The organism is Pseudomonas sp. AM4(2022), assembly GCF_036346515.1.
In the GTDB taxonomy this organism is placed as follows: domain Bacteria; phylum Pseudomonadota; class Gammaproteobacteria; order Pseudomonadales; family Pseudomonadaceae; genus Aquipseudomonas; species Aquipseudomonas paracarnis.
The window spans coordinates 158,692-175,641 of sequence record NZ_JAOTNW010000010.1; the positions used below are offsets into that span (position 1 = coordinate 158,692).

The 16,950-nt window shown below is 59.5% G+C and carries 17 protein-coding genes; 7 read left to right on the top strand and 10 right to left on the bottom strand.

Annotation, left to right across the window (positions count from 1 at the left end; all coding sequences use genetic code 11):
- Nucleotides 1-49: 49 nt before the first annotated feature.
- The gene (locus ODQ19_RS15910; RefSeq protein ID WP_116665877.1) at nt 50-787 is read right to left on the bottom strand and encodes a substrate-binding periplasmic protein; all 738 of its coding nucleotides are present in this window, start codon (nt 785-787) and stop codon (nt 50-52) included.
- 197 nt (nt 788-984) lie between these two features.
- Between ODQ19_RS15910 and ODQ19_RS15915 the strand changes: the two genes are divergently transcribed.
- Nucleotides 985-1,437 (top strand): GNAT family N-acetyltransferase, encoded by a 453-nt coding sequence (locus ODQ19_RS15915; RefSeq protein WP_116665878.1) that lies wholly within the window; start codon nt 985-987, stop codon nt 1,435-1,437.
- A 114-nt stretch (nt 1,438-1,551) separates the two neighbouring features.
- Here ODQ19_RS15915 and ODQ19_RS15920 read toward each other — a convergent pair whose 3' ends face one another.
- From ODQ19_RS15920 to ODQ19_RS15930, 3 genes are read right to left on the bottom strand one after another with little or no spacing between them, the layout of a single operon-like run.
- A complete protein-coding gene (locus ODQ19_RS15920; RefSeq protein ID WP_330210590.1) occupies nt 1,552-1,848 on the bottom strand; it encodes a winged helix-turn-helix domain-containing protein in 297 nt (98 codons plus the stop codon).
- 16 nt (nt 1,849-1,864) lie between these two features.
- Nucleotides 1,865-2,365, bottom strand: a complete 501-nt coding sequence (locus ODQ19_RS15925) for a M48 metallopeptidase family protein (RefSeq protein ID WP_116665880.1) — start codon at nt 2,363-2,365, stop codon at nt 1,865-1,867.
- Between the two features lie 42 nt (nt 2,366-2,407).
- Nucleotides 2,408-4,513 (bottom strand): putative bifunctional diguanylate cyclase/phosphodiesterase, encoded by a 2,106-nt coding sequence (locus ODQ19_RS15930; protein ID WP_330210591.1) that lies wholly within the window; start codon nt 4,511-4,513, stop codon nt 2,408-2,410.
- A gap of 313 nt (nt 4,514-4,826) precedes the next feature.
- On the opposite strand from ODQ19_RS15930, the gene ODQ19_RS15935 reads away from it, so the two are divergent.
- From ODQ19_RS15935 to ODQ19_RS15945, 3 genes are all read left to right on the top strand, one after another.
- Nucleotides 4,827-5,492, top strand: coding sequence for a polysaccharide lyase family 7 protein (locus ODQ19_RS15935; RefSeq protein WP_116665882.1), 666 nt, complete (start codon nt 4,827-4,829; stop codon nt 5,490-5,492).
- A 472-nt stretch (nt 5,493-5,964) separates the two neighbouring features.
- Complete coding sequence (locus ODQ19_RS15940) at nt 5,965-6,258, top strand: fructose-bisphosphate aldolase (protein WP_116665884.1); 294 nt, start codon at nt 5,965-5,967, stop codon at nt 6,256-6,258.
- Nucleotides 6,259-7,012: 754 nt separating this feature from the next.
- Nucleotides 7,013-7,360, top strand: a complete 348-nt coding sequence (locus ODQ19_RS15945; protein ID WP_330210592.1) for a hypothetical protein — start codon at nt 7,013-7,015, stop codon at nt 7,358-7,360.
- 115 nt (nt 7,361-7,475) lie between these two features.
- Here the strand turns inward: ODQ19_RS15945 and fba are convergent, their stop codons facing one another.
- From fba to tkt, 6 genes are all read right to left on the bottom strand, one after another.
- A complete protein-coding gene (fba, locus tag ODQ19_RS15950; protein WP_003177554.1) occupies nt 7,476-8,540 on the bottom strand; it encodes a class II fructose-bisphosphate aldolase in 1,065 nt (354 codons plus the stop codon).
- A 276-nt stretch (nt 8,541-8,816) separates the two neighbouring features.
- A complete protein-coding gene (locus tag ODQ19_RS15955) occupies nt 8,817-9,149 on the bottom strand; it encodes an MliC family protein (RefSeq protein WP_116665886.1) in 333 nt (110 codons plus the stop codon).
- Between the two features lie 60 nt (nt 9,150-9,209).
- On the bottom strand, nt 9,210-9,437 hold the full coding sequence (locus tag ODQ19_RS15960; RefSeq protein WP_330210593.1) for a hypothetical protein: 228 nt from the start codon (nt 9,435-9,437) through the stop codon (nt 9,210-9,212).
- Nucleotides 9,438-9,468: 31 nt separating this feature from the next.
- Nucleotides 9,469-10,632: a phosphoglycerate kinase gene (locus ODQ19_RS15965; RefSeq protein ID WP_116665887.1), complete on the bottom strand. Its 1,164-nt coding sequence runs from the start codon at nt 10,630-10,632 to the stop codon at nt 9,469-9,471.
- 17 nt (nt 10,633-10,649) lie between these two features.
- A complete protein-coding gene (epd, locus tag ODQ19_RS15970) occupies nt 10,650-11,705 on the bottom strand; it encodes an erythrose-4-phosphate dehydrogenase (protein WP_003194958.1) in 1,056 nt (351 codons plus the stop codon).
- Nucleotides 11,706-11,917: 212 nt separating this feature from the next.
- Nucleotides 11,918-13,915 carry a transketolase gene (gene tkt, locus ODQ19_RS15975; protein ID WP_116665889.1) on the bottom strand — a complete coding sequence of 666 codons (1,998 nt, stop codon included), beginning with the start codon at nt 13,913-13,915 and terminating at the stop codon, nt 11,918-11,920.
- Between the two features lie 259 nt (nt 13,916-14,174).
- Between tkt and ODQ19_RS15980 the strand changes: the two genes are divergently transcribed.
- The 3 genes from ODQ19_RS15980 (at nt 14,175) to ODQ19_RS15990 (ending at nt 16,943) form a co-directional block, all read left to right on the top strand.
- Nucleotides 14,175-15,170, top strand: coding sequence for an ArsR/SmtB family transcription factor (locus ODQ19_RS15980; RefSeq protein WP_003194962.1), 996 nt, complete (start codon nt 14,175-14,177; stop codon nt 15,168-15,170).
- 19 nt (nt 15,171-15,189) lie between these two features.
- Complete coding sequence (gene metK / locus ODQ19_RS15985; protein WP_003194964.1) at nt 15,190-16,380, top strand: methionine adenosyltransferase; 1,191 nt, start codon at nt 15,190-15,192, stop codon at nt 16,378-16,380.
- Nucleotides 16,381-16,592: 212 nt separating this feature from the next.
- Nucleotides 16,593-16,943 carry a DUF1090 family protein gene (locus tag ODQ19_RS15990; protein WP_014720281.1) on the top strand — a complete coding sequence of 117 codons (351 nt, stop codon included), beginning with the start codon at nt 16,593-16,595 and terminating at the stop codon, nt 16,941-16,943.
- Nucleotides 16,944-16,950: the final 7 nt, after the last annotated feature.

The window sequence follows — 16,950 nt, forward strand, 5'->3', positions numbered from 1 at the left end:
GGGCAAAATGTGGGAGCCGGGCTTGCCCGCGATGAGGCCCGCAAGCACCCTACATCCCATGCGCCTTCATCAACCGCGCATAACTGCCATCAGCCTTCATCCTGGCAATCTCCCGATCAAAGCTGGCAACGATCTGCGCATGCTCGGGGTTCTTCAAACTGACCAGAATATGCAGGCTGTTCTCGCTCAACGGCTTGCCCACAAACGCCACCGCATTGCGTACCCGCGGCGACTCCCGAGCCAGGTAATAACGCGCCACGTATTCGTCTTCCAGCGTCAACCGCACCCGCCGCGCGGCGAGCATGCGCACCGCCATGGCGAAGTTGTGCACGGGTACTTTCTGTAGCTGGGTGTCTTGATCGAACGCTGCCGAGTAGGCGTAACCGCGCACCACGGCGATGGTCTCGTCGTGCAGTCGGGCCAGGCTCTGATAAACGATGTCATCGTCGCTGCGCTTGAGAAAGCGCACGCGGTTAAGCAGGTACTCAGCAGAAAACTGGCCAAACTGCGTGCGAGCCTCGTCGTACCAAGCGTTGATCAGCACATCGTAGCGCCCATCGCCCACGCCCTTGAGCGCACGGGCCCAGGGCACCTGCTCAAAATCACTGGCGTACCCCGCACGGGCCAGGGCGGTGCTGACGATATCCGTGGCCAAGCCGCCATTGATCAAAGTGGCATCGGTGAACGGCGGCCAGCCATCCGCCACCAGACGCAGACGTTGGGCCAGCACCGGCGGGGCCAGCAGCAGCACTGCGATCAAAGCAACGGCACGAGTCAATCGCGGCATGCTTAAAGTCCTTGGCGGGCAGGCGGTGGCCTGATAACAGTAGCTCATCAATAAGCTTGCATTGCAGATTACACAAAGAAGCCAACGGCGCACGCACTGGATGATGGCAAATTGACGCCATTCACACATTTGCCAATTTTAGACAGCGGCGCCCGCCGCGCTTACTATCCAGGCACGTCTTTATCAGAGCACACATCATGACGGTTGATTGGGTTTGCAAACATCACGACGACTTGGGAAAGGACCAGCTGTACGCCGTCCTGCGCTTGCGCAGCGAGGTATTCGTCGTCGAGCAGAAATGCGCGTATCAGGACATCGACGGGCAGGACCTGGCGGGGGACACCCATCACCTGATGGCCTGGAATGATAATGAGCTGGTGGCTTACCTGCGGCTGCTGGACCCAGAGTCCCAGGGCGGTGATGTGGTGATTGGCCGCGTCATCGTTTCGCAGGCGGCACGGGGCACCGGGCTGGGGCATCAAATGCTGGAAGAGGCGCTTGAGCGTATTGAGGATATCTGGCCGCAAACGCCGATTTTTCTCTCGGCCCAGGCTCATTTGCAGGGGTACTACGGGCGGTATGGGTTTGTGGTGGCGGGTGAGGAATACCTGGAAGATGATATTCCACATATCGGTATGCGGCGCATCTGAGGGCGCCATCGCAGGCAAGCCAGCTCCCACATTTAACCGCGTACATACTTTGAAATGCGGTCGAATGTGGGAGCGGGCTTGCTCGCGAAGGCGTCAGACGATCCACCACTAGCCTCAGGGGTAGCCCAACACCTGCTTGATCGACCCCAGGTTGACCTCGATCCACCCCCGATCAATCGCCCCCCAGTCCCGAATCCGATAGCGCCCGGCATGGTGACGCGCACCGTCCTCCTGCTCGAACTCACACACAATATCCAGATCGGCCAACGCCGCAATCGTGTCCTGGGCGGTACGCCGAGGCATGCCGGTGGCCTCGGTCAGCGCCGGGACGCTGCTGGCCAATTGGCTGTCGATCAAGTACGCCACGTACAGGCGGCGGTAGAAGCTGCTTTTGGTCTTGCTCACATCCATGGTAGTCGCCTTGGGGTTAGGGCTTGCCCTGCAAATCGCGCCAGGTGAGGTACACACGCAGGTCGAATTCCACCTGATGGTAGCCCGGCATCATGTATTGGCAGAGCTTATAGAACGCCTTGTTGTGGTCCGACTCTTTAAAGTGAGCCAACTCGTGCACCACGATCATGCGCAGAAACTCCGGAGCCGCCTCCTTGAACAGCGAAGCGATGCGGATCTCTTTCTTGGACTTGAGATTACCGCCCTGCACCCGGGAAATCGTGGTATGCAAACCCAAGGCTCGGTGGGTCAGGTCCAGGCGGTTGTCGAACAGCACCTTGTCGATAGACGGCGCGTTACGCAGGTGCTCCTGCTTCAAGGCCAGGGCATAGGCGTACAGGGCCTTGTCGCTCTGCACCCCATGGCGTTCGGGGTACCGCTGTTCCAGGTAAGCCCCCAACTGGCCCTTGGCGATCAGTTGGCGCACTTGCTCCTGGAGCGCAGCGGGATAGGCCTGGAGGTATTTCAACGCGGTCATGGGCTCTGCAACGCAATTGGGACGGGCGCCAGTGTAGCGAATTCAAAGCGCGCGAGGGTACGACCAGCCGGCAACGTCCTCGGCCATCAACGGCAGCGCCGCCCACGGCCCCTGGATACAGGCGCAGCCATTGGCCTTGAGCCACTGTGTTTGCTCAAGGGTCTCCACGCCTTCGGCGATCACCAGCACGCCAAAATGCTCACACAGTTGGATGATGCTGCGCGCCATCGCCCCATCCCGCGCCGAGCCAGGCAGGCGCGCCACCAGTTGAGGGTCAAGCTTGAGGGTATCGAATGCCAGGTCGCGCAAATGAGCCAGGGAGCACTGGCCAGAGCCAAAGTCGTCCAGGGCAATCCGCACCCCGATCCGGCGCAGTAGCTGGAGTTGCTTGGTAGACTCCGCAAGATTACTCATCAAGCAGTCTTCGCCGATTTCCACCTCCAGTTGCCGCCCCTGTAACCCATGCCGCTCCAGCATCTGCTGCAGTTGGTTGGCCAGGTTGGGCATGTTGAACTGGCTGCTGCTCAGGCTCACGCTCAACACCAGTTCGGAGTCGAAGGCAGCTTGCCAGGCCTGGCGCTGGGCAGCGACTTGCTGGTAGATCCAGGCACTCAGCTGGTTGATCAACCGCGCCTCTTCCAACAGCGGCAAGAACAGACCCGGAGGCACATCACCGACGCTGGGATGCTGCCAGCGCAACAGCGCCTCGACACCGCGCAAACGCCCGTCCTCCAGGGAAACCTGGGGCTGGTACACCAAGGTGAAATCCTTGTTGGCAATGGCGGTACGCACGCTGTCTTCCAGCATCAACCGCGAGCGGGCGCGGCCGTTCATTTCCTGGTCGTAGTAACGATACTGCTGACGGCCGGCGCGCTTGGCTTCGTACATGGCAATATCCGCCGCCCGCAGCAGGCCGCTCAAGTCCGAGCCGCAATCCGGGAAGGTCGCGATGCCGATACTGACCCCAAGCATCACCTCCAGACCATCGACCTGCTGGCACACAGATACCCGCTCGATGAGCTTTTCCGCGATCTTCGCGGCCTGCTCGGGGAACTCCAGTTCCAGCAACGCGGTGAACTCATCCCCGCCCATGCGCCCCAGAATGTCGTAGGAACGCAGGCACGCCTGCATTTGCTCCGAAACCCATCGCAGCACGCGATCCCCGGCGTCATGGCCCAGCGTATCGTTGACCCGCTTGAAGCCATCCAGGTCCAGGTACAGCAATACCAGCGCCTGCTCGCTACGTTCGCTGCGCAGCAACGTATTCTCCATCGCCTGATGGAAACCGCGCCGGTTCAGCAGCCCGGTCAGCGGGTCGGTCACGGCCTGGAATTCCAGTTGCTGATGCAGGTGACGCACTTCGGACATGTCCAGCACCGTCACCACCATCGCCTTCTGCTCCGCTGGCAACGGCGCGCAGGACAACGCCACTGGCACCTGCTGGCCCCGACCGGTGCGCAAAATGGCGTCGTGTTGGCGCCACGTCTCTCCCCGGCGATACGCCTCGTACATGGGAAAGCCCAACCAGGCTGGCACATGGGGCTTTTGCAGGAAACTGAGGAAACTCTCGCCCTGCAACTCAGCCATCGTTGCATTCAACAGCCGGGAAATTGCCGGGTTGGCGTACTCGATCACACTGGCTTCGCTCACCACCAGAATGCCCTCGGCGGCGTTATCCAGCACCGAGGCATTAAAAGCGCGGGCCAATTCCAGGTCATGGCTCAGGCGCTGCAAGGCACGGCGATTGCGCTGGTGCTCGAGCAACGCCTGCACCTTGGGCTTGAGGATATGCGGGTCAAACGGCTTGAACAGGTAGTCGATCGCCCCACTGGCATAGCCTTCAAGTACCGCGTCGGGCGAGTGGGCAGTGGCGGTCAGAAAGATAATCGGCGTCATGCGCGTGCGCTGGCTGCCCCGCATCAGGCGTGCGACCTCAAAGCCGTCCATGCCCGGCATGCGTACGTCCAGCAGCACCAGGTCGACGTCGTGGGCCAGCAGTAACTCCAAGGCTTCCAGGCCAGACGCAGCGGTGATCACCCGCCAGTCGTCACGCTGCAACAGCGCACGCATGCTGACGAGGTTTTCCGGGTAGTCATCGACCACCAACAGAACCGAAATTGCATCGTCGTGTTGTGGAGCGCCATCCATGCTACGTCTCTTCCTTAGGGAGCTGCACCGGTCACTTTTGCTACCAAGGCCGGACAAACACTGAGGGCTCACTCTAGCCGCGCGGCCAAAAAAGCAGAAGTGACGTGGGTGCCCTCATTGTGCCAAAGGCCAGGAAGCCGACTAACGGTAAGGCCCTGTAGCCCGCGGTTCACGGGCAACATGGCTTTTTGGCATTCCTCTGACGCCAATAAATTGCCAGCAATTGTTTAACAATCTCACCAGCACCGCCTATAAAGAACCTGGAAGGCCCTCTGGGCCAATGCCTACACCCTCTGTAAAAAAGGCCAACACCATGATCGACCTCTCCACCTGGAACCTGAGCATCCCGGTCGGCTCCCCACCCACGACCATTGAAACGCCAAGGCTGATGAGCGGCTTCAACGATCAATACTTCCAGGCCGAAGGCAGCGATGTGCAGTTCTGGACACCCGTGACGGGCACCCGCACCGAAAACGCCATCTACCCACGCAGCGAACTGCGCGAAACCTACGCCGACGGCCGCCTGCGTAACTGGACCTACCCCGAGGCCGACAACTTCCTGCGCGCCACCCTGGCGGTGAACCAGGTGCCCTCCTCCGGCAAGATCGTGATCGGCCAGATCCACGCTTACGACAGCCAGAAACCGTTGATCAAGCTGGAGTACCAATTCAAGGAGAAAACCCAGACCGGCAACATCGTCGCCAAAGTGCGCATGCGCCCGGATGAAGCCGAAAGCCGGGTGATCATCGTCGCCTCCAATGTGCCGCTGGAGAAGAGCTTCACCTATGTGATCAATCTAAATAAAGCCGGGCTGCTCAGCGTGTATGCCGCTGACAGCGAGTGGAATGAACGGATTGGCGCGGCGTGGGGCGACAAGCCGCTGTACTTCAAGGCGGGGGTGTACGTGCAGGACAATTCGGGCGACACGAATGAGGGTGCGCGGGTCACGTTTGCGAAGTTGGATATTGATCATGAGTGAATCGTCCCGTGAGACACAGGATTTTTCCCAGATAAATCCAAAGCCTTAAACACACCGCAGCCCCCTGTGGGAGCCGGGCTTGCCCGCGATGGCGGCGTATCAGCCAATATCCTAGGCGCCTGACACACTGTCATCGCGGGCAAGCCCGGCTCCCACATTGACCGTGCATCGGCTCAAGGTCCGGTGCGGGTCCTACAGCACCGTTGCGGCCAGCCACATCGCCGCTTATAGTTCGCCCCGTCGCTGGTATTGATCGGCGATAGGGTTTCGCAGCCCTACAGAGTTAAAACCGCACCCGTCAAAACAACCCCGGTACCCTTGCCGAAGGTCGTCTTTGTTATGGCGGCTGTGCGTGGGAGACCTTCGGGTCTGCCGGGTCTTAACTCCTCGGTCTGCGAACCCGCGTACAGCTGCCACCCAATTTGTTTCGCAGCAAACGGTGGTCATTCTTCTCTCGAGTTAAGGATTCACCATGACCCAGCAACTACCACCTCGTCGCTTCACCCCTTGCACCGAAACCGCCACCGACTACCCCGTGCTATTGATCGACAGCGAAGCCCCACTGCTCGACCTCCACGCCTGCCTGCGCGAACGTCTCAACGCCGCTCTGGAACACCTAAACCTGATGGCCTGCTCCAGCCTGCCGGATTTTGCCGAGCGCGACCTGAACAACGTGGCCAATACCGCACGCATTCTGGTGCAGGACGTGAGTGATGTGTTTCGGGTCATTGAACACCGTGGATTCGATACATCACCGCCGAGCTGATCGAAACCCGGACACAAAAAACCCGCATTTCTGCAGGTTTTCTTTAGGCGACGAAAGATTGGAAAATCCCCCGCCCCTCCTTCTGAACAGGCCATGTGAACTTGGCAGGCCCCTTTGAGTTCATCAGCTCAAAAACACAGTCCGTGACGTTACTATTTGTACACTCTTTATTCTCATTCCAACCAGAACCGTTAGCCACGCGGGAGGCAAGACAAACCGCTTAGACAACCTCAAATAATCGTCAACGAGCTGTTCGCCACTCCATTGCTGCTCTTGCTCTCCAGCTGAAAACTGAATGCTCACAACCTTAATTGTTGAAGAATCTGGGCAAGATAACTGGGCCGCCAGTGCATTACCTATCAGCATCAACGCACACGTCGCCGCAAAAAAACTGAAGCCACTTAAGAGTTGAATGTGACATAGCGTATTCCCCTTCCTGGATGAGTGAGCCAAGCATGCGCAAGAGGGTTAACTAGCGATACTGTCAACATTGACAGATTTTAATACCACTTAGAAATAAGCAACGCAAATGTAATTGCGTTCAACTCGATTGCGCCTCCCTTCCTTTATGAAGAAAAATGCATTAACACTGTATATCTGCCGCCATTTACTTTCAATTCCAAAACAGTATAAGACACTGTCATATTTCACAGGTGCCATACAGACCAACTCTCTATAGCCTTACAAAAACGGCACAACAAAAAATGCGCCGCTTTAAGCTAATCCTTTAGCAACCGTTATAGGGAAATTTATCATGACAATGCCTAATCCAATGGGAACGTATGCCGGAGTAACAACTGCCAATCCCACTCAGCATCGTTACTTGACAATCACAAGTGCCGACAGCCATACCGGTGACGTAACAGCACTCTACCATGACGGAGCCAGGGCCAATCCGATCAGCGGAACATATAAATTCGCTAATGCGGAAAAAGGAGGGCAAGCAAGGTTAGATTTGGCCAGCCCCCCGGGTGAGCAAACGTCTTACAAATTTGTACTTGTCTCAAATCCAGTGGATATTTCCACCCCATTTAATACATTAAGCGGAGATTACTGGCTGAATGGCGCTAGTCACCGCATAGACTTGAAAAGAACTTATTAGTTGATCGCCAAACGATGAGAACGACACAAAAAGATTAGATGGTCAGCGACACCCTCTTTTACGCCTAACAAAAAAGCCCGCATCACTGCGGGCTTCTTTGTTAGACGCTTGAGGCTCAGTTCACCTTAGCGTTCAACTCACCTTTCAAATACCGCTGGTACATCGCTTCCAACGAGATCGGCTTGATCTTCGAAGCATTGCCCGCAGTACCAAAGGCTTCATAACGTGCGATACACACATCACGCATCGCCGTCACAGTAGCACCGAAGAATTTACGTGGGTCAAATTCGCTCGGGTTGGTAGCCATCAGACGACGCATTGCACCAGTAGAGGCCAGGCGCAGGTCGGTGTCGATGTTGACCTTGCGCACGCCGTACTTGATGCCTTCGACGATTTCTTCAACCGGTACGCCGTAGGTTTCTTTGATGTCGCCGCCGTACTGGTTGATGATCGCCAGCCACTCTTGCGGTACCGAGGAAGAACCGTGCATCACCAGGTGGGTGTTGGGGATGCGCTTGTGGATTTCCTTGATGCGGTCGATGGCCAGCACGTCGCCGGTAGGCGGCTTGGTGAACTTGTAGGCGCCGTGGCTGGTGCCGATGGCGATGGCCAGGGCGTCGACCTGGGTCTTCTTGACGAAGTCGGCCGCTTCTTCCGGGTCGGTCAGCATCTGGCTGTGATCCAGCACGCCTTCGGCGCCGATGCCGTCTTCTTCGCCGGCCATGCCGGTTTCAAGCGAACCCAGGCAGCCCAGTTCGCCTTCAACCGATACGCCGCAGGCGTGCGCCATGGCTACGGTTTGTTGGGTCACGCGTACGTTGTACTCGTAGTCGGTTGGGGTCTTGCCGTCTTCGCCGAGGGAGCCGTCCATCATTACCGAGCTGAAGCCCAGTTGGATCGAGCGCTGGCACACGTCAGGGCTGGTGCCGTGGTCCTGGTGCATGCACACCGGGATGTGTGGGAATTCTTCGATCGCGGCGAGGATCAGGTGACGCAGGAACGGGGCGCCGGCGTATTTGCGCGCACCGGCCGAAGCCTGGACGATCACGGGGGAGTCGGTCTTGTCAGCGGCTTCCATGATGGCGCGCATCTGCTCAAGGTTGTTGACGTTAAAGGCTGGGACGCCGTAGCCGAACTCGGCTGCGTGGTCCAGCATTTGACGCATGCTGATAAGTGCCATTGTGTTGTCTCTCCCGGTCGAGGGTCGTTAATCGTGCAAGCCTGCCGTAGCGGCGGCTGCTATTCAAGTTTTTGCAGATCAAGGGGTTGAGCCTTGTGCTGCTGAATCGTTATTGCTGGTGTGGCTTAGCGCTAGTGCCACTGTGAAACAGGTCAATGTGGGAGCTGGCTTGCCTGCGATGGCGCAGAGCCAGTCGATATTGGCTTTGCTGACCCACCGCAATCGCAGGCAAGCCAGCTCCCACATTTTGATCTCATTGGACTTCAGATCGTATTCTCACTGGGCTTTGCAGCCGCGCCCAATCAAATCATCGGTGGCAACCCAGTAAACCAGGCCTTCCTCACCTTTGGTGTGAAACGCCAACTGGCCGTCGCTATACAGCACACCGGAGGCGGCTACCTCTTGTTTGAGACGGTAAACCTGGTCCGAACCGCCGAGGCGTACATCCACTTCGGAACGGGCCTGATTGGCAAAGCGCCAGTTGACCTCGGCCTTGCTGTCGCAGGTCCAGGTGGTCCATTTGTCGGCTGGCTCTGCCTTGTTGAACAGGTTCATGTTGCTGCAGCCGGCCAACAGGGCCAGAGCTGCCAGGGCGAAAACGCCTTTCATTGCCAATCCTCGCAGGGCGACCTGGGGCCGCCGTTGCTGTCGGTTAGTGGATCAGACCCGTCATGGGCAACCCTGTTCCTGACCGTTGGGCGCGGAGTCGTATTTCTCCAGCCGTTCGTTGCCGATGCGCTTGTTGATCACCGGCATGGTCTCGGCTTGCCAGTCAGCCTGGTAACAGCTTTTTCTCAACGGTGCCTGGGCGTTATCCGCCTCGGGCGCCGCGCTGGGTGTGCTGCCGCAGCCGGCCAACAGGCCCGCTGCGATCACCAGTGCCAACGACTTGATCATGGGAACGCTCCTTTTCCTGATCACGCGAGCCTTAACCTTTGGCTCGGGTTTCCAGCACTTCCACAGCTGGCAACACCTTACCCTCGACGAACTCGAGGAAAGCGCCACCACCGGTAGAAATGTAGGAGATCTGATCAGCCACACCATATTTATCGATCGCCGCCAGGGTATCGCCACCGCCAGCGATGGAGAACGCCGAGCTTTCAGCGATCGCTTTAGCCAGTACTTTGGTGCCGTTGCCGAATTGGTCGAACTCGAATACGCCCACCGGACCATTCCACAGAATAGTCTGGGATGCCTTGAGCAGCTCGGCGAAGTTGGCTGCGGTTTGCGGGCCGATGTCCAGGATCATGTCATCGTCGGCCACGTCAGCAATGAGTTTGACGGTGGCGGCGGCACTTTCAGCGAATTCCTTGGCAACCACCACGTCCACCGGCAACGGCACGCTGACCTTGGCGGCGATGGCGCGGGCGGTGTCGAGCAGGTCTGGCTCGTACAGGGACTTGCCCACCGGGTGGCCGGCGGCAGCCAGGAAGGTGTTGGCAATGCCGCCGCCGACGATCAGTTGGTTGCAGATCTGGCTCAGGCTGTTGAGCACGTCAAGCTTGGTGGAGACCTTGGAGCCGGCAACAATGGCCGCCATCGGTTGGGCCGGAGCGCCCAGGGCCTTACCCAGCGCCGCAAGCTCAGCAGCCAACAGCGGGCCAGCCGCGGCGACCTTGGCGAACTTGGCCACGCCGTGGGTCGAACCTTCGGCGCGGTGGGCGGTGCCGAACGCGTCCATCACAAACACGTCGCACAGGGCGGCGTATTGCTGGGCCAGTTCGTCGCTGTTCTTTTTCTCGCCCTTGTTGAAGCGCACGTTTTCGAACAGCACGATATCGCCGGCTTTTACGTCCACGCCGCCCAGGTAGTCTGCGACCAGTGGCACGTCACGGCCCAGGGCCTTGCTCAGGTACTCGGCGACAGGCTTGAGGCTGTTTTCGGCAGAGAACTCACCTTCGGTCGGGCGACCCAGATGGGAGCAGACCATCACGGCCGCGCCTTTTTCCAGGGCCAGCTTGATGGTCGGCAGCGAGGCCAGGATTCGCGCATCGCTGGTGACAACACCGTCCTTGACGGGGACGTTGAGGTCTTCGCGGATCAGTACGCGCTTACCTTGCAGATCGAGGTCGGTCATCTTCAACACGGTCATGGGTCGCAGTTCCTGAATTACTGTTGAGGTTGTTTAGAAGCGATGTGCAGATAGTGTTCGGCAACATCCAGCATGCGGTTGGCAAAGCCCCATTCGTTGTCGAACCAGGCCAGGATGTTCACCAGCCTGGGGCCGGAAACGCGGGTCTGGCTGGCATCGACAATCGCCGAATGCGGGTCATGGTTGAAATCGCAACTGGCGTGGGGCAACTCGGTGTAGGCCAACAGGCCTTTGAGCGGGCCGCTGGTGGCGGCGTCGCGCAGGATCCGGTTGACCTCGGCCGCGTCAGTATCACTGACGGTTTGCATGGTGATATCCAGGCAAGACACGTTTACCGTCGGCACCCGTACGGCTTTGGCCTGGATTCGCCCGGCAAGTTCCGGCAGCAGTCGCTCGATGCCGCGCGCCAGGCCAGTGGACACAGGAATCACTGACTGGAACGCCGAACGCGTGCGGCGCAGGTCTTCGTGGTGATAGGCGTCGATGACCGGCTGGTCGTTCATCGCCGAGTGAATCGTGGTGATCGACACGTAATCCAGGCCGATCGCCTGGTCCAGCAGGCGCAGCAACGGCACGCTGCAGTTGGTGGTACATGACGCGTTGGACACCAGCAGCTCATCGCCGGTCAGGCAGTCCTGGTTGATGCCGTAGACGATGGTGGCGTCGACATCCGCCTCGCTGGCCATCGGCTGGGAAAACAGCACACGCGGTGCGCCGGCGTCGAGGAAACGCTGGCCATCGGCACGGGTGTGATAGACACCGGAGCATTCCAGCACCAGGTCGACGCCCAGTGCTTTCCAGTCGATGCCTTCGGGGGTGGCACTGCGCAACACTTGTACGCAGTTGCCATTGATATGCAGACAATCGCCTTCAACCCGCACTTCGCCAGGGAAGCGGCCATGGGTGGAGTCAAAGCGTGTCAGGTATTCGATGCTGGCCATGTCGGCCAAATCATTGATCGCGACAATTTCAAACCCGGCCGCCGCCCCTCGCTCGAACAGAGCACGCAAGACGCAACGACCAATGCGGCCGTAGCCGTTGAGTGCAACTTTGTAGGGACGCGGTTGGGGCATGGGGTTCTCGCATTGTGGGCGACACAAACCACTGTAGGAGCGAGCTTGTGTGGCGAGGGAGCTTGCTCCCGCTGGGCCGCGAAGCGGCCCCAAACCGAACGATCGGGATGCATCAGATACACCTGGTGACCGGTTTGGGAGCGCTTCGCACTCCAGCGGGAGCAAGCTCCCTCGCCACAACAAGCTCGCTCCCACAATGGGTGTGGTGCGCCTTAGTCTTCCAGCAGCTCTTCAGCCTGACCCAGGATGTTTTCCAGGGTGAAACCGAACTCTTCGAACAAGGCTGGCGCCGGCGCCGACTCACCGTAGGTGGTCATACCGATCACGCGGCCTTCCAAGCCCACGTACTTGTACCAGTAGTCGGCGTGAGCCGCCTCGATGGCGATACGCGCACTTACCTGCAACGGCAATACCGATTGCTTGTAGCCGGCGTCCTGGGCTTCGAACACGCTGGTGCAGGGCATGGACACAACACGCACGTTGCGGCCTTGTGCGGTCAGCTTGTCGTAGGCCTGAACGGTCAGGCCTACTTCGGAACCGGTGGAGATCAGGATCAGCTCCGGCTCGCCGATGCAGTCCTTGAGCACATAACCGCCACGGCTGATGTCGGCGATCTGCGCGTCGGTACGCACCTGGTGTTGCAGGTTCTGACGCGAGAAGATCAGCGCCGAAGGGCCGTCCTTGCGCTCGATGGCGTGCTTCCAGGCCACGGCGGATTCCACCGCATCGGCTGGGCGCCAGCAATCCAGGTTCGGCGTGGTGCGCAGGCTGGTCAGTTGCTCGACCGGCTGGTGCGTCGGGCCGTCTTCGCCCAGGCCGATGGAGTCGTGGGTGTAGACGTGGATCACGCGCTTCTTCATCAGCGCCGCCATACGTACAGCGTTACGTGCGTACTCCATGAACATCAGGAAGGTCGCGCCGTAAGGCACCAAACCGCCGTGCAGGGACACGCCGTTCATGATGGCGCTCATGCCGAACTCGCGCACGCCGTAGTACATATAGTTGCCGCTGGCGTCTTCGGCCGAGACACCTTTGCAACCCTTCCAGAGGGTCAGGTTGGAACCAGCCAGGTCAGCCGAACCGCCGAGGAACTCAGGCAGCAACGGGCCAAAGGCGTTCAGGGTGTTCTGGCTGGCTTTACGGCTGGCGATGGTCTCGCCCTTGGCCGCGACTTCAGCGATGTAGGCCGAGGCCTTTTCCGAGAAGTCGGCAGGCAGGTCACCGGCCAGGCGACGTACCAGCTCGTTGGCCAATTCCGGGAATTCGGCAGAGTACGCAGCGAAACGCTGGTCCCACTCGGATTCAACCGCCAGGCCTTTTTCCTTGGCATCCCATTCGGCGTAGATGTCGGCCGGGATTTCGAATGGGCCGTGGTTCCACTTCAGCGCTTCGCGGGTCAGGGCGATTTCCGCGTCACCCAGTGGGGCGCCGTGGCAGTCTTCTTTACCTTGCTTGTTCGGCGAGCCGAAACCGATGGTGGTCTTGCAGCAGATCAGGGTTGGCTGCGCGCTCTTGCGAGCGGTGTCGATGGCGATCTTGATTTCTTCCGGATCGTGGCCGTCGACGTTGCGGATCACCTGCCAGTTGTAGGCTTCGAAACGCTTTGGCGTGTCGTCGGTGAACCAGCCTTCGACTTCGCCGTCGATGGAGATGCCGTTGTCATCGTAGAAGGCAATCAGCTTGCCCAGGCCCAGAGTGCCGGCCAGGGACGCGACTTCGTGGGAAATGCCTTCCATCATGCAGCCATCACCCAGGAATACGTAGGTGTGGTGGTCAACGATGTCGTGGCCAGGGCGGTTGAACTGCGCGCCCAGGATTTTTTCCGCCAGGGCGAAACCAACCGCATTGGCCAGGCCTTGGCCCAGGGGACCGGTGGTGGTCTCAACGCCCGGGGTGTAGCCGAATTCCGGGTGGCCCGGGGTGCGGCTGTGCAGTTGACGGAAGCTCTTGAGGTCGTCGATGGTGACGTCGTAGCCGGTCAGGTGCAGCAGCGAATAAATCAGCATCGAGCCGTGGCCGTTGGACAGCACAAAGCGGTCACGGTCGGCGAACGACGGGTTGCTCGGGTTGTGTTTCAGGTAGTCACGCCAAAGTACCTCGGCGATATCCGCCATGCCCATCGGGGCACCGGGATGGCCGCTGTTGGCTTTTTGCACGGCATCCATGCTGAGGGCACGAATGGCGTTGGCACGCTCACGACGGCTGGGCATCGCTGATCTCCTGGAGTTTGCTGAAAAGAAACGGAAAAAAGGACCGGCATTTTCCCTCAGCCACCGCCTGCGGGCAATGACAGATAGTCACTTGAGGGCGTTTTTCCTGTGCTTTGGGCATCAATCCCTTGCAGAAACCTTTAACCGGTTCGTCTAAAGGTTATAGCGACGGCTTATAACCGCCACTTATCGTTCAATATCAAAACTTTTTGATATTGGCCTTGCGGGGATCTACACCCGTCACTAGACTGCTGGCCTTATGAACCTACCCGTGCCCTCCCTGCGTCCTGACGACGGCGATGAACTGGCTGCCTTGTGCAAGGCCGCTGGCGATCCGTTGCGCTTGAACGTACTGCGCGCACTGGCCAACGATTCTTTCGGGGTACTGGAGCTGGCGCAGATCTTCGCCATCGGCCAGTCCGGTATGAGCCACCATTTGAAGGTACTGGCCCAGGCCGACCTGGTGGCTACCCGTCGCGAAGGCAATGCGATTTTCTACCGGCGTGCCCTGCCCCATACCGAACTGCTTGGCGGCAAATTGCACGCGGCCCTGCTCGACGAAGTGGATAACTTATGCCTGCCCGGCGATGTGCAATCGCGTATCGGCCAGGTGCACGGGCAACGCGCCGCCGCCAGCCAGGACTTTTTCTCGCGGGTGGCCGATAAGTTTCGCGCCCAGCAGGATCTGATCGCCGGCTTGGCCCAGTACCGCGAAAGCGTACTGGCGCTGTTGGACAAGCTGAGCTTCAGTGAAGAGGCCACGGCCTTGGAAGTCGGCCCTGGCGACGGCGGTTTCCTGCCCGAACTGGCGCGCCGCTTCGAGCAGGTCACCGCGCTGGATAACAGCCCGGCGATGCTTGAACTGGCGCGCCAACTCTGTGAGCGCGAAGCCTTGGGCAATGTGCGCCTGCAGTTGGCCGACGCCCTGAGCGACACCGGCCTGCGGGCCGATTGCGTGGTGCTGAACATGGTCTTGCACCATTTTGCCGCACCGGCAGAAGCCCTCAAGCAAATGGCCGGGTTGCTGCACCCCGGCGGTAGCCTGCTGGTTACGGATTTATGCAGCCACAACCAGAATTGGGCCAAGGAGGCCTGCGGTGATCTCTGGCTGGGTTTTGAACAGGACGATCTGGCCCGTTGGGCCACCGCTGCGGGACTCGTTCCCGGGGAAAGCCTCTATGTAGGTTTACGTAATGGTTTCCAGATTCAGGTCCGCCATTTTCAGCGACCGGCTGGCGACACTCACCATCGGTAAATATCAGGAAAACATCGAGATGAGCGAATACTCCCTTTTCACCTCCGAGTCCGTGTCTGAAGGGCATCCGGACAAAATCGCCGACCAGATTTCTGATGCGGTGCTGGACGCTATCATCGCTGAAGACAAGTTCGCCCGTGTGGCGTGCGAGACGCTGGTGAAAACGGGCGTGGCGATCATCGCCGGCGAAGTCACCACCACTGCCTGGGTTGACCTGGAGCAGATCGTGCGTGACGTGATCACCGACATTGGCTACAACAGCTCCGACGTCGGCTTTGACGGCGCAACCTGCGGCGTGATGAACATCATCGGCAAGCAGTCCCCAGACATCAACCAAGGCGTTGACCGGGCCAAGCCTGAAGATCAGGGCGCCGGCGACCAAGGCCTGATGTTCGGCTACGCCAGCAACGAAACCGATGTACTGATGCCCGCGCCGATCACCTTCTCGCACCAGCTGGTACAACGCCAGGCCGAGGCGCGCAAATCCGGCGTACTGCCATGGCTGCGCCCGGACGCCAAGTCCCAGGTGACCTGCCGCTACGAAGGCGGCAAAGTGGTGGGCATCGACGCCGTCGTACTGTCGACCCAGCACAACCCGGATGTGTCCTACGCCGACCTGCGCGAAGGCGTGATGGAACTGATCGTCAAGCACGTACTGCCTGCCGAACTGCTGACCAAGGACACCCAGTTCCACATCAACCCGACCGGCCAGTTCATCATCGGTGGCCCGGTGGGCGACTGCGGCCTGACCGGCCGCAAGATCATCGTCGACAGCTACGGCGGCATGGCCCGTCACGGCGGTGGTGCATTCTCCGGCAAGGACCCTTCCAAGGTTGACCGCTCTGCGGCTTACGCCGGTCGTTATGTAGCCAAGAACATCGTGGCTGCCGGCCTGGCCGAGCGCTGCGAAATCCAGGTTTCCTACGCCATTGGCGTCGCCCAGCCTACGTCGATCTCGCTGAACACCTTCGGCACCGGCAAGATCAGCGATGACAAGATCGTCAAGCTGGTGCGTGAGATCTTCGACCTGCGGCCTTACGCAATCACCACCATGCTCGACCTGCTGCACCCGATGTATCAGGAAACCGCAGCCTACGGCCACTTCGGCCGCACCCCGGCGCAGAAGACTGTGGGTGATGACACCTTCAGTACCTTCACCTGGGAAAAAACCGACCGTGCCAACGACCTGCGTACCGCCGCCGGCCTGTAATCGTTCGCGGTAAATAAAGCCCCGCCAGGTCTGCCTGGCGGGGCTTTTTGTTGCCTGCAGAGCCACTTAGGGCTTTTTTGGATCCAAGGCTTGCAGGCCAAATGATGGCCCACTAGAATCCGCGCCCTCTCGGGCCACTCACCTTATTTGGATATTGCACTGCGCCCGCCCGGGATGGATAAGCGCGCAGGCAATCGAACATTGAGGTTTTCATGCGCATTTCCACGCTCGCCCCTGCCGCCCTTCTGCTCAGCCTGTTCACCCTGTCGGCCCAGGCCGCTGACCTGAACGCGCTGAGCGGCGCCCTGAGCGCCCAGCTCGGTGGCGGCAATGCCGGCGACTGCCAGCAGCAACCCAAAGACCTGCAAGCCAAGATCGACGCGGCCAATGCCAAGAACGATCTGTTGAAAGTGCGGGCGTATGAGGCTGCGCTGGAGCAGGTCAACAAAGCTTGCAACAAACTCGCCGACAGCCAGGCAAAAGTCGACGCCAAGCAGCAAAAACAGCAGGCCAAGGCTGAAAACAACGATGCTGTGAAGGCCTTGGGCGGCCTGTTCAAGTAAACAGAAA

Bases quoted from the DNA above. Each gene is read 5' to 3' on its own strand.
- ODQ19_RS15910 (WP_116665877.1), bottom strand. From the start codon at position 787: ATGCCGCGATTGACTCGTGCCGTTGCTTTGATCGCAGTGCTGCTGCTG.
- ODQ19_RS15915 (WP_116665878.1), top strand. From the start codon at position 985: ATGACGGTTGATTGGGTTTGCAAACATCACGACGACTTGGGAAAGGAC.
- ODQ19_RS15920 (WP_330210590.1), bottom strand. From the start codon at position 1,848: ATGGATGTGAGCAAGACCAAAAGCAGCTTCTACCGCCGCCTGTACGTG.
- ODQ19_RS15925 (WP_116665880.1), bottom strand. From the start codon at position 2,365: ATGACCGCGTTGAAATACCTCCAGGCCTATCCCGCTGCGCTCCAGGAG.
- ODQ19_RS15930 (WP_330210591.1), bottom strand. From the start codon at position 4,513: ATGGATGGCGCTCCACAACACGACGATGCAATTTCGGTTCTGTTGGTG.
- ODQ19_RS15935 (WP_116665882.1), top strand. From the start codon at position 4,827: ATGATCGACCTCTCCACCTGGAACCTGAGCATCCCGGTCGGCTCCCCA.
- ODQ19_RS15940 (WP_116665884.1), top strand. From the start codon at position 5,965: ATGACCCAGCAACTACCACCTCGTCGCTTCACCCCTTGCACCGAAACC.
- ODQ19_RS15945 (WP_330210592.1), top strand. From the start codon at position 7,013: ATGACAATGCCTAATCCAATGGGAACGTATGCCGGAGTAACAACTGCC.
- fba (WP_003177554.1), bottom strand. From the start codon at position 8,540: ATGGCACTTATCAGCATGCGTCAAATGCTGGACCACGCAGCCGAGTTC.
- ODQ19_RS15955 (WP_116665886.1), bottom strand. From the start codon at position 9,149: ATGAAAGGCGTTTTCGCCCTGGCAGCTCTGGCCCTGTTGGCCGGCTGC.
- ODQ19_RS15960 (WP_330210593.1), bottom strand. From the start codon at position 9,437: ATGATCAAGTCGTTGGCACTGGTGATCGCAGCGGGCCTGTTGGCCGGC.
- ODQ19_RS15965 (WP_116665887.1), bottom strand. From the start codon at position 10,632: ATGACCGTGTTGAAGATGACCGACCTCGATCTGCAAGGTAAGCGCGTA.
- epd (WP_003194958.1), bottom strand. From the start codon at position 11,705: ATGCCCCAACCGCGTCCCTACAAAGTTGCACTCAACGGCTACGGCCGC.
- tkt (WP_116665889.1), bottom strand. From the start codon at position 13,915: ATGCCCAGCCGTCGTGAGCGTGCCAACGCCATTCGTGCCCTCAGCATG.
- ODQ19_RS15980 (WP_003194962.1), top strand. From the start codon at position 14,175: ATGAACCTACCCGTGCCCTCCCTGCGTCCTGACGACGGCGATGAACTG.
- metK (WP_003194964.1), top strand. From the start codon at position 15,190: ATGAGCGAATACTCCCTTTTCACCTCCGAGTCCGTGTCTGAAGGGCAT.
- ODQ19_RS15990 (WP_014720281.1), top strand. From the start codon at position 16,593: ATGCGCATTTCCACGCTCGCCCCTGCCGCCCTTCTGCTCAGCCTGTTC.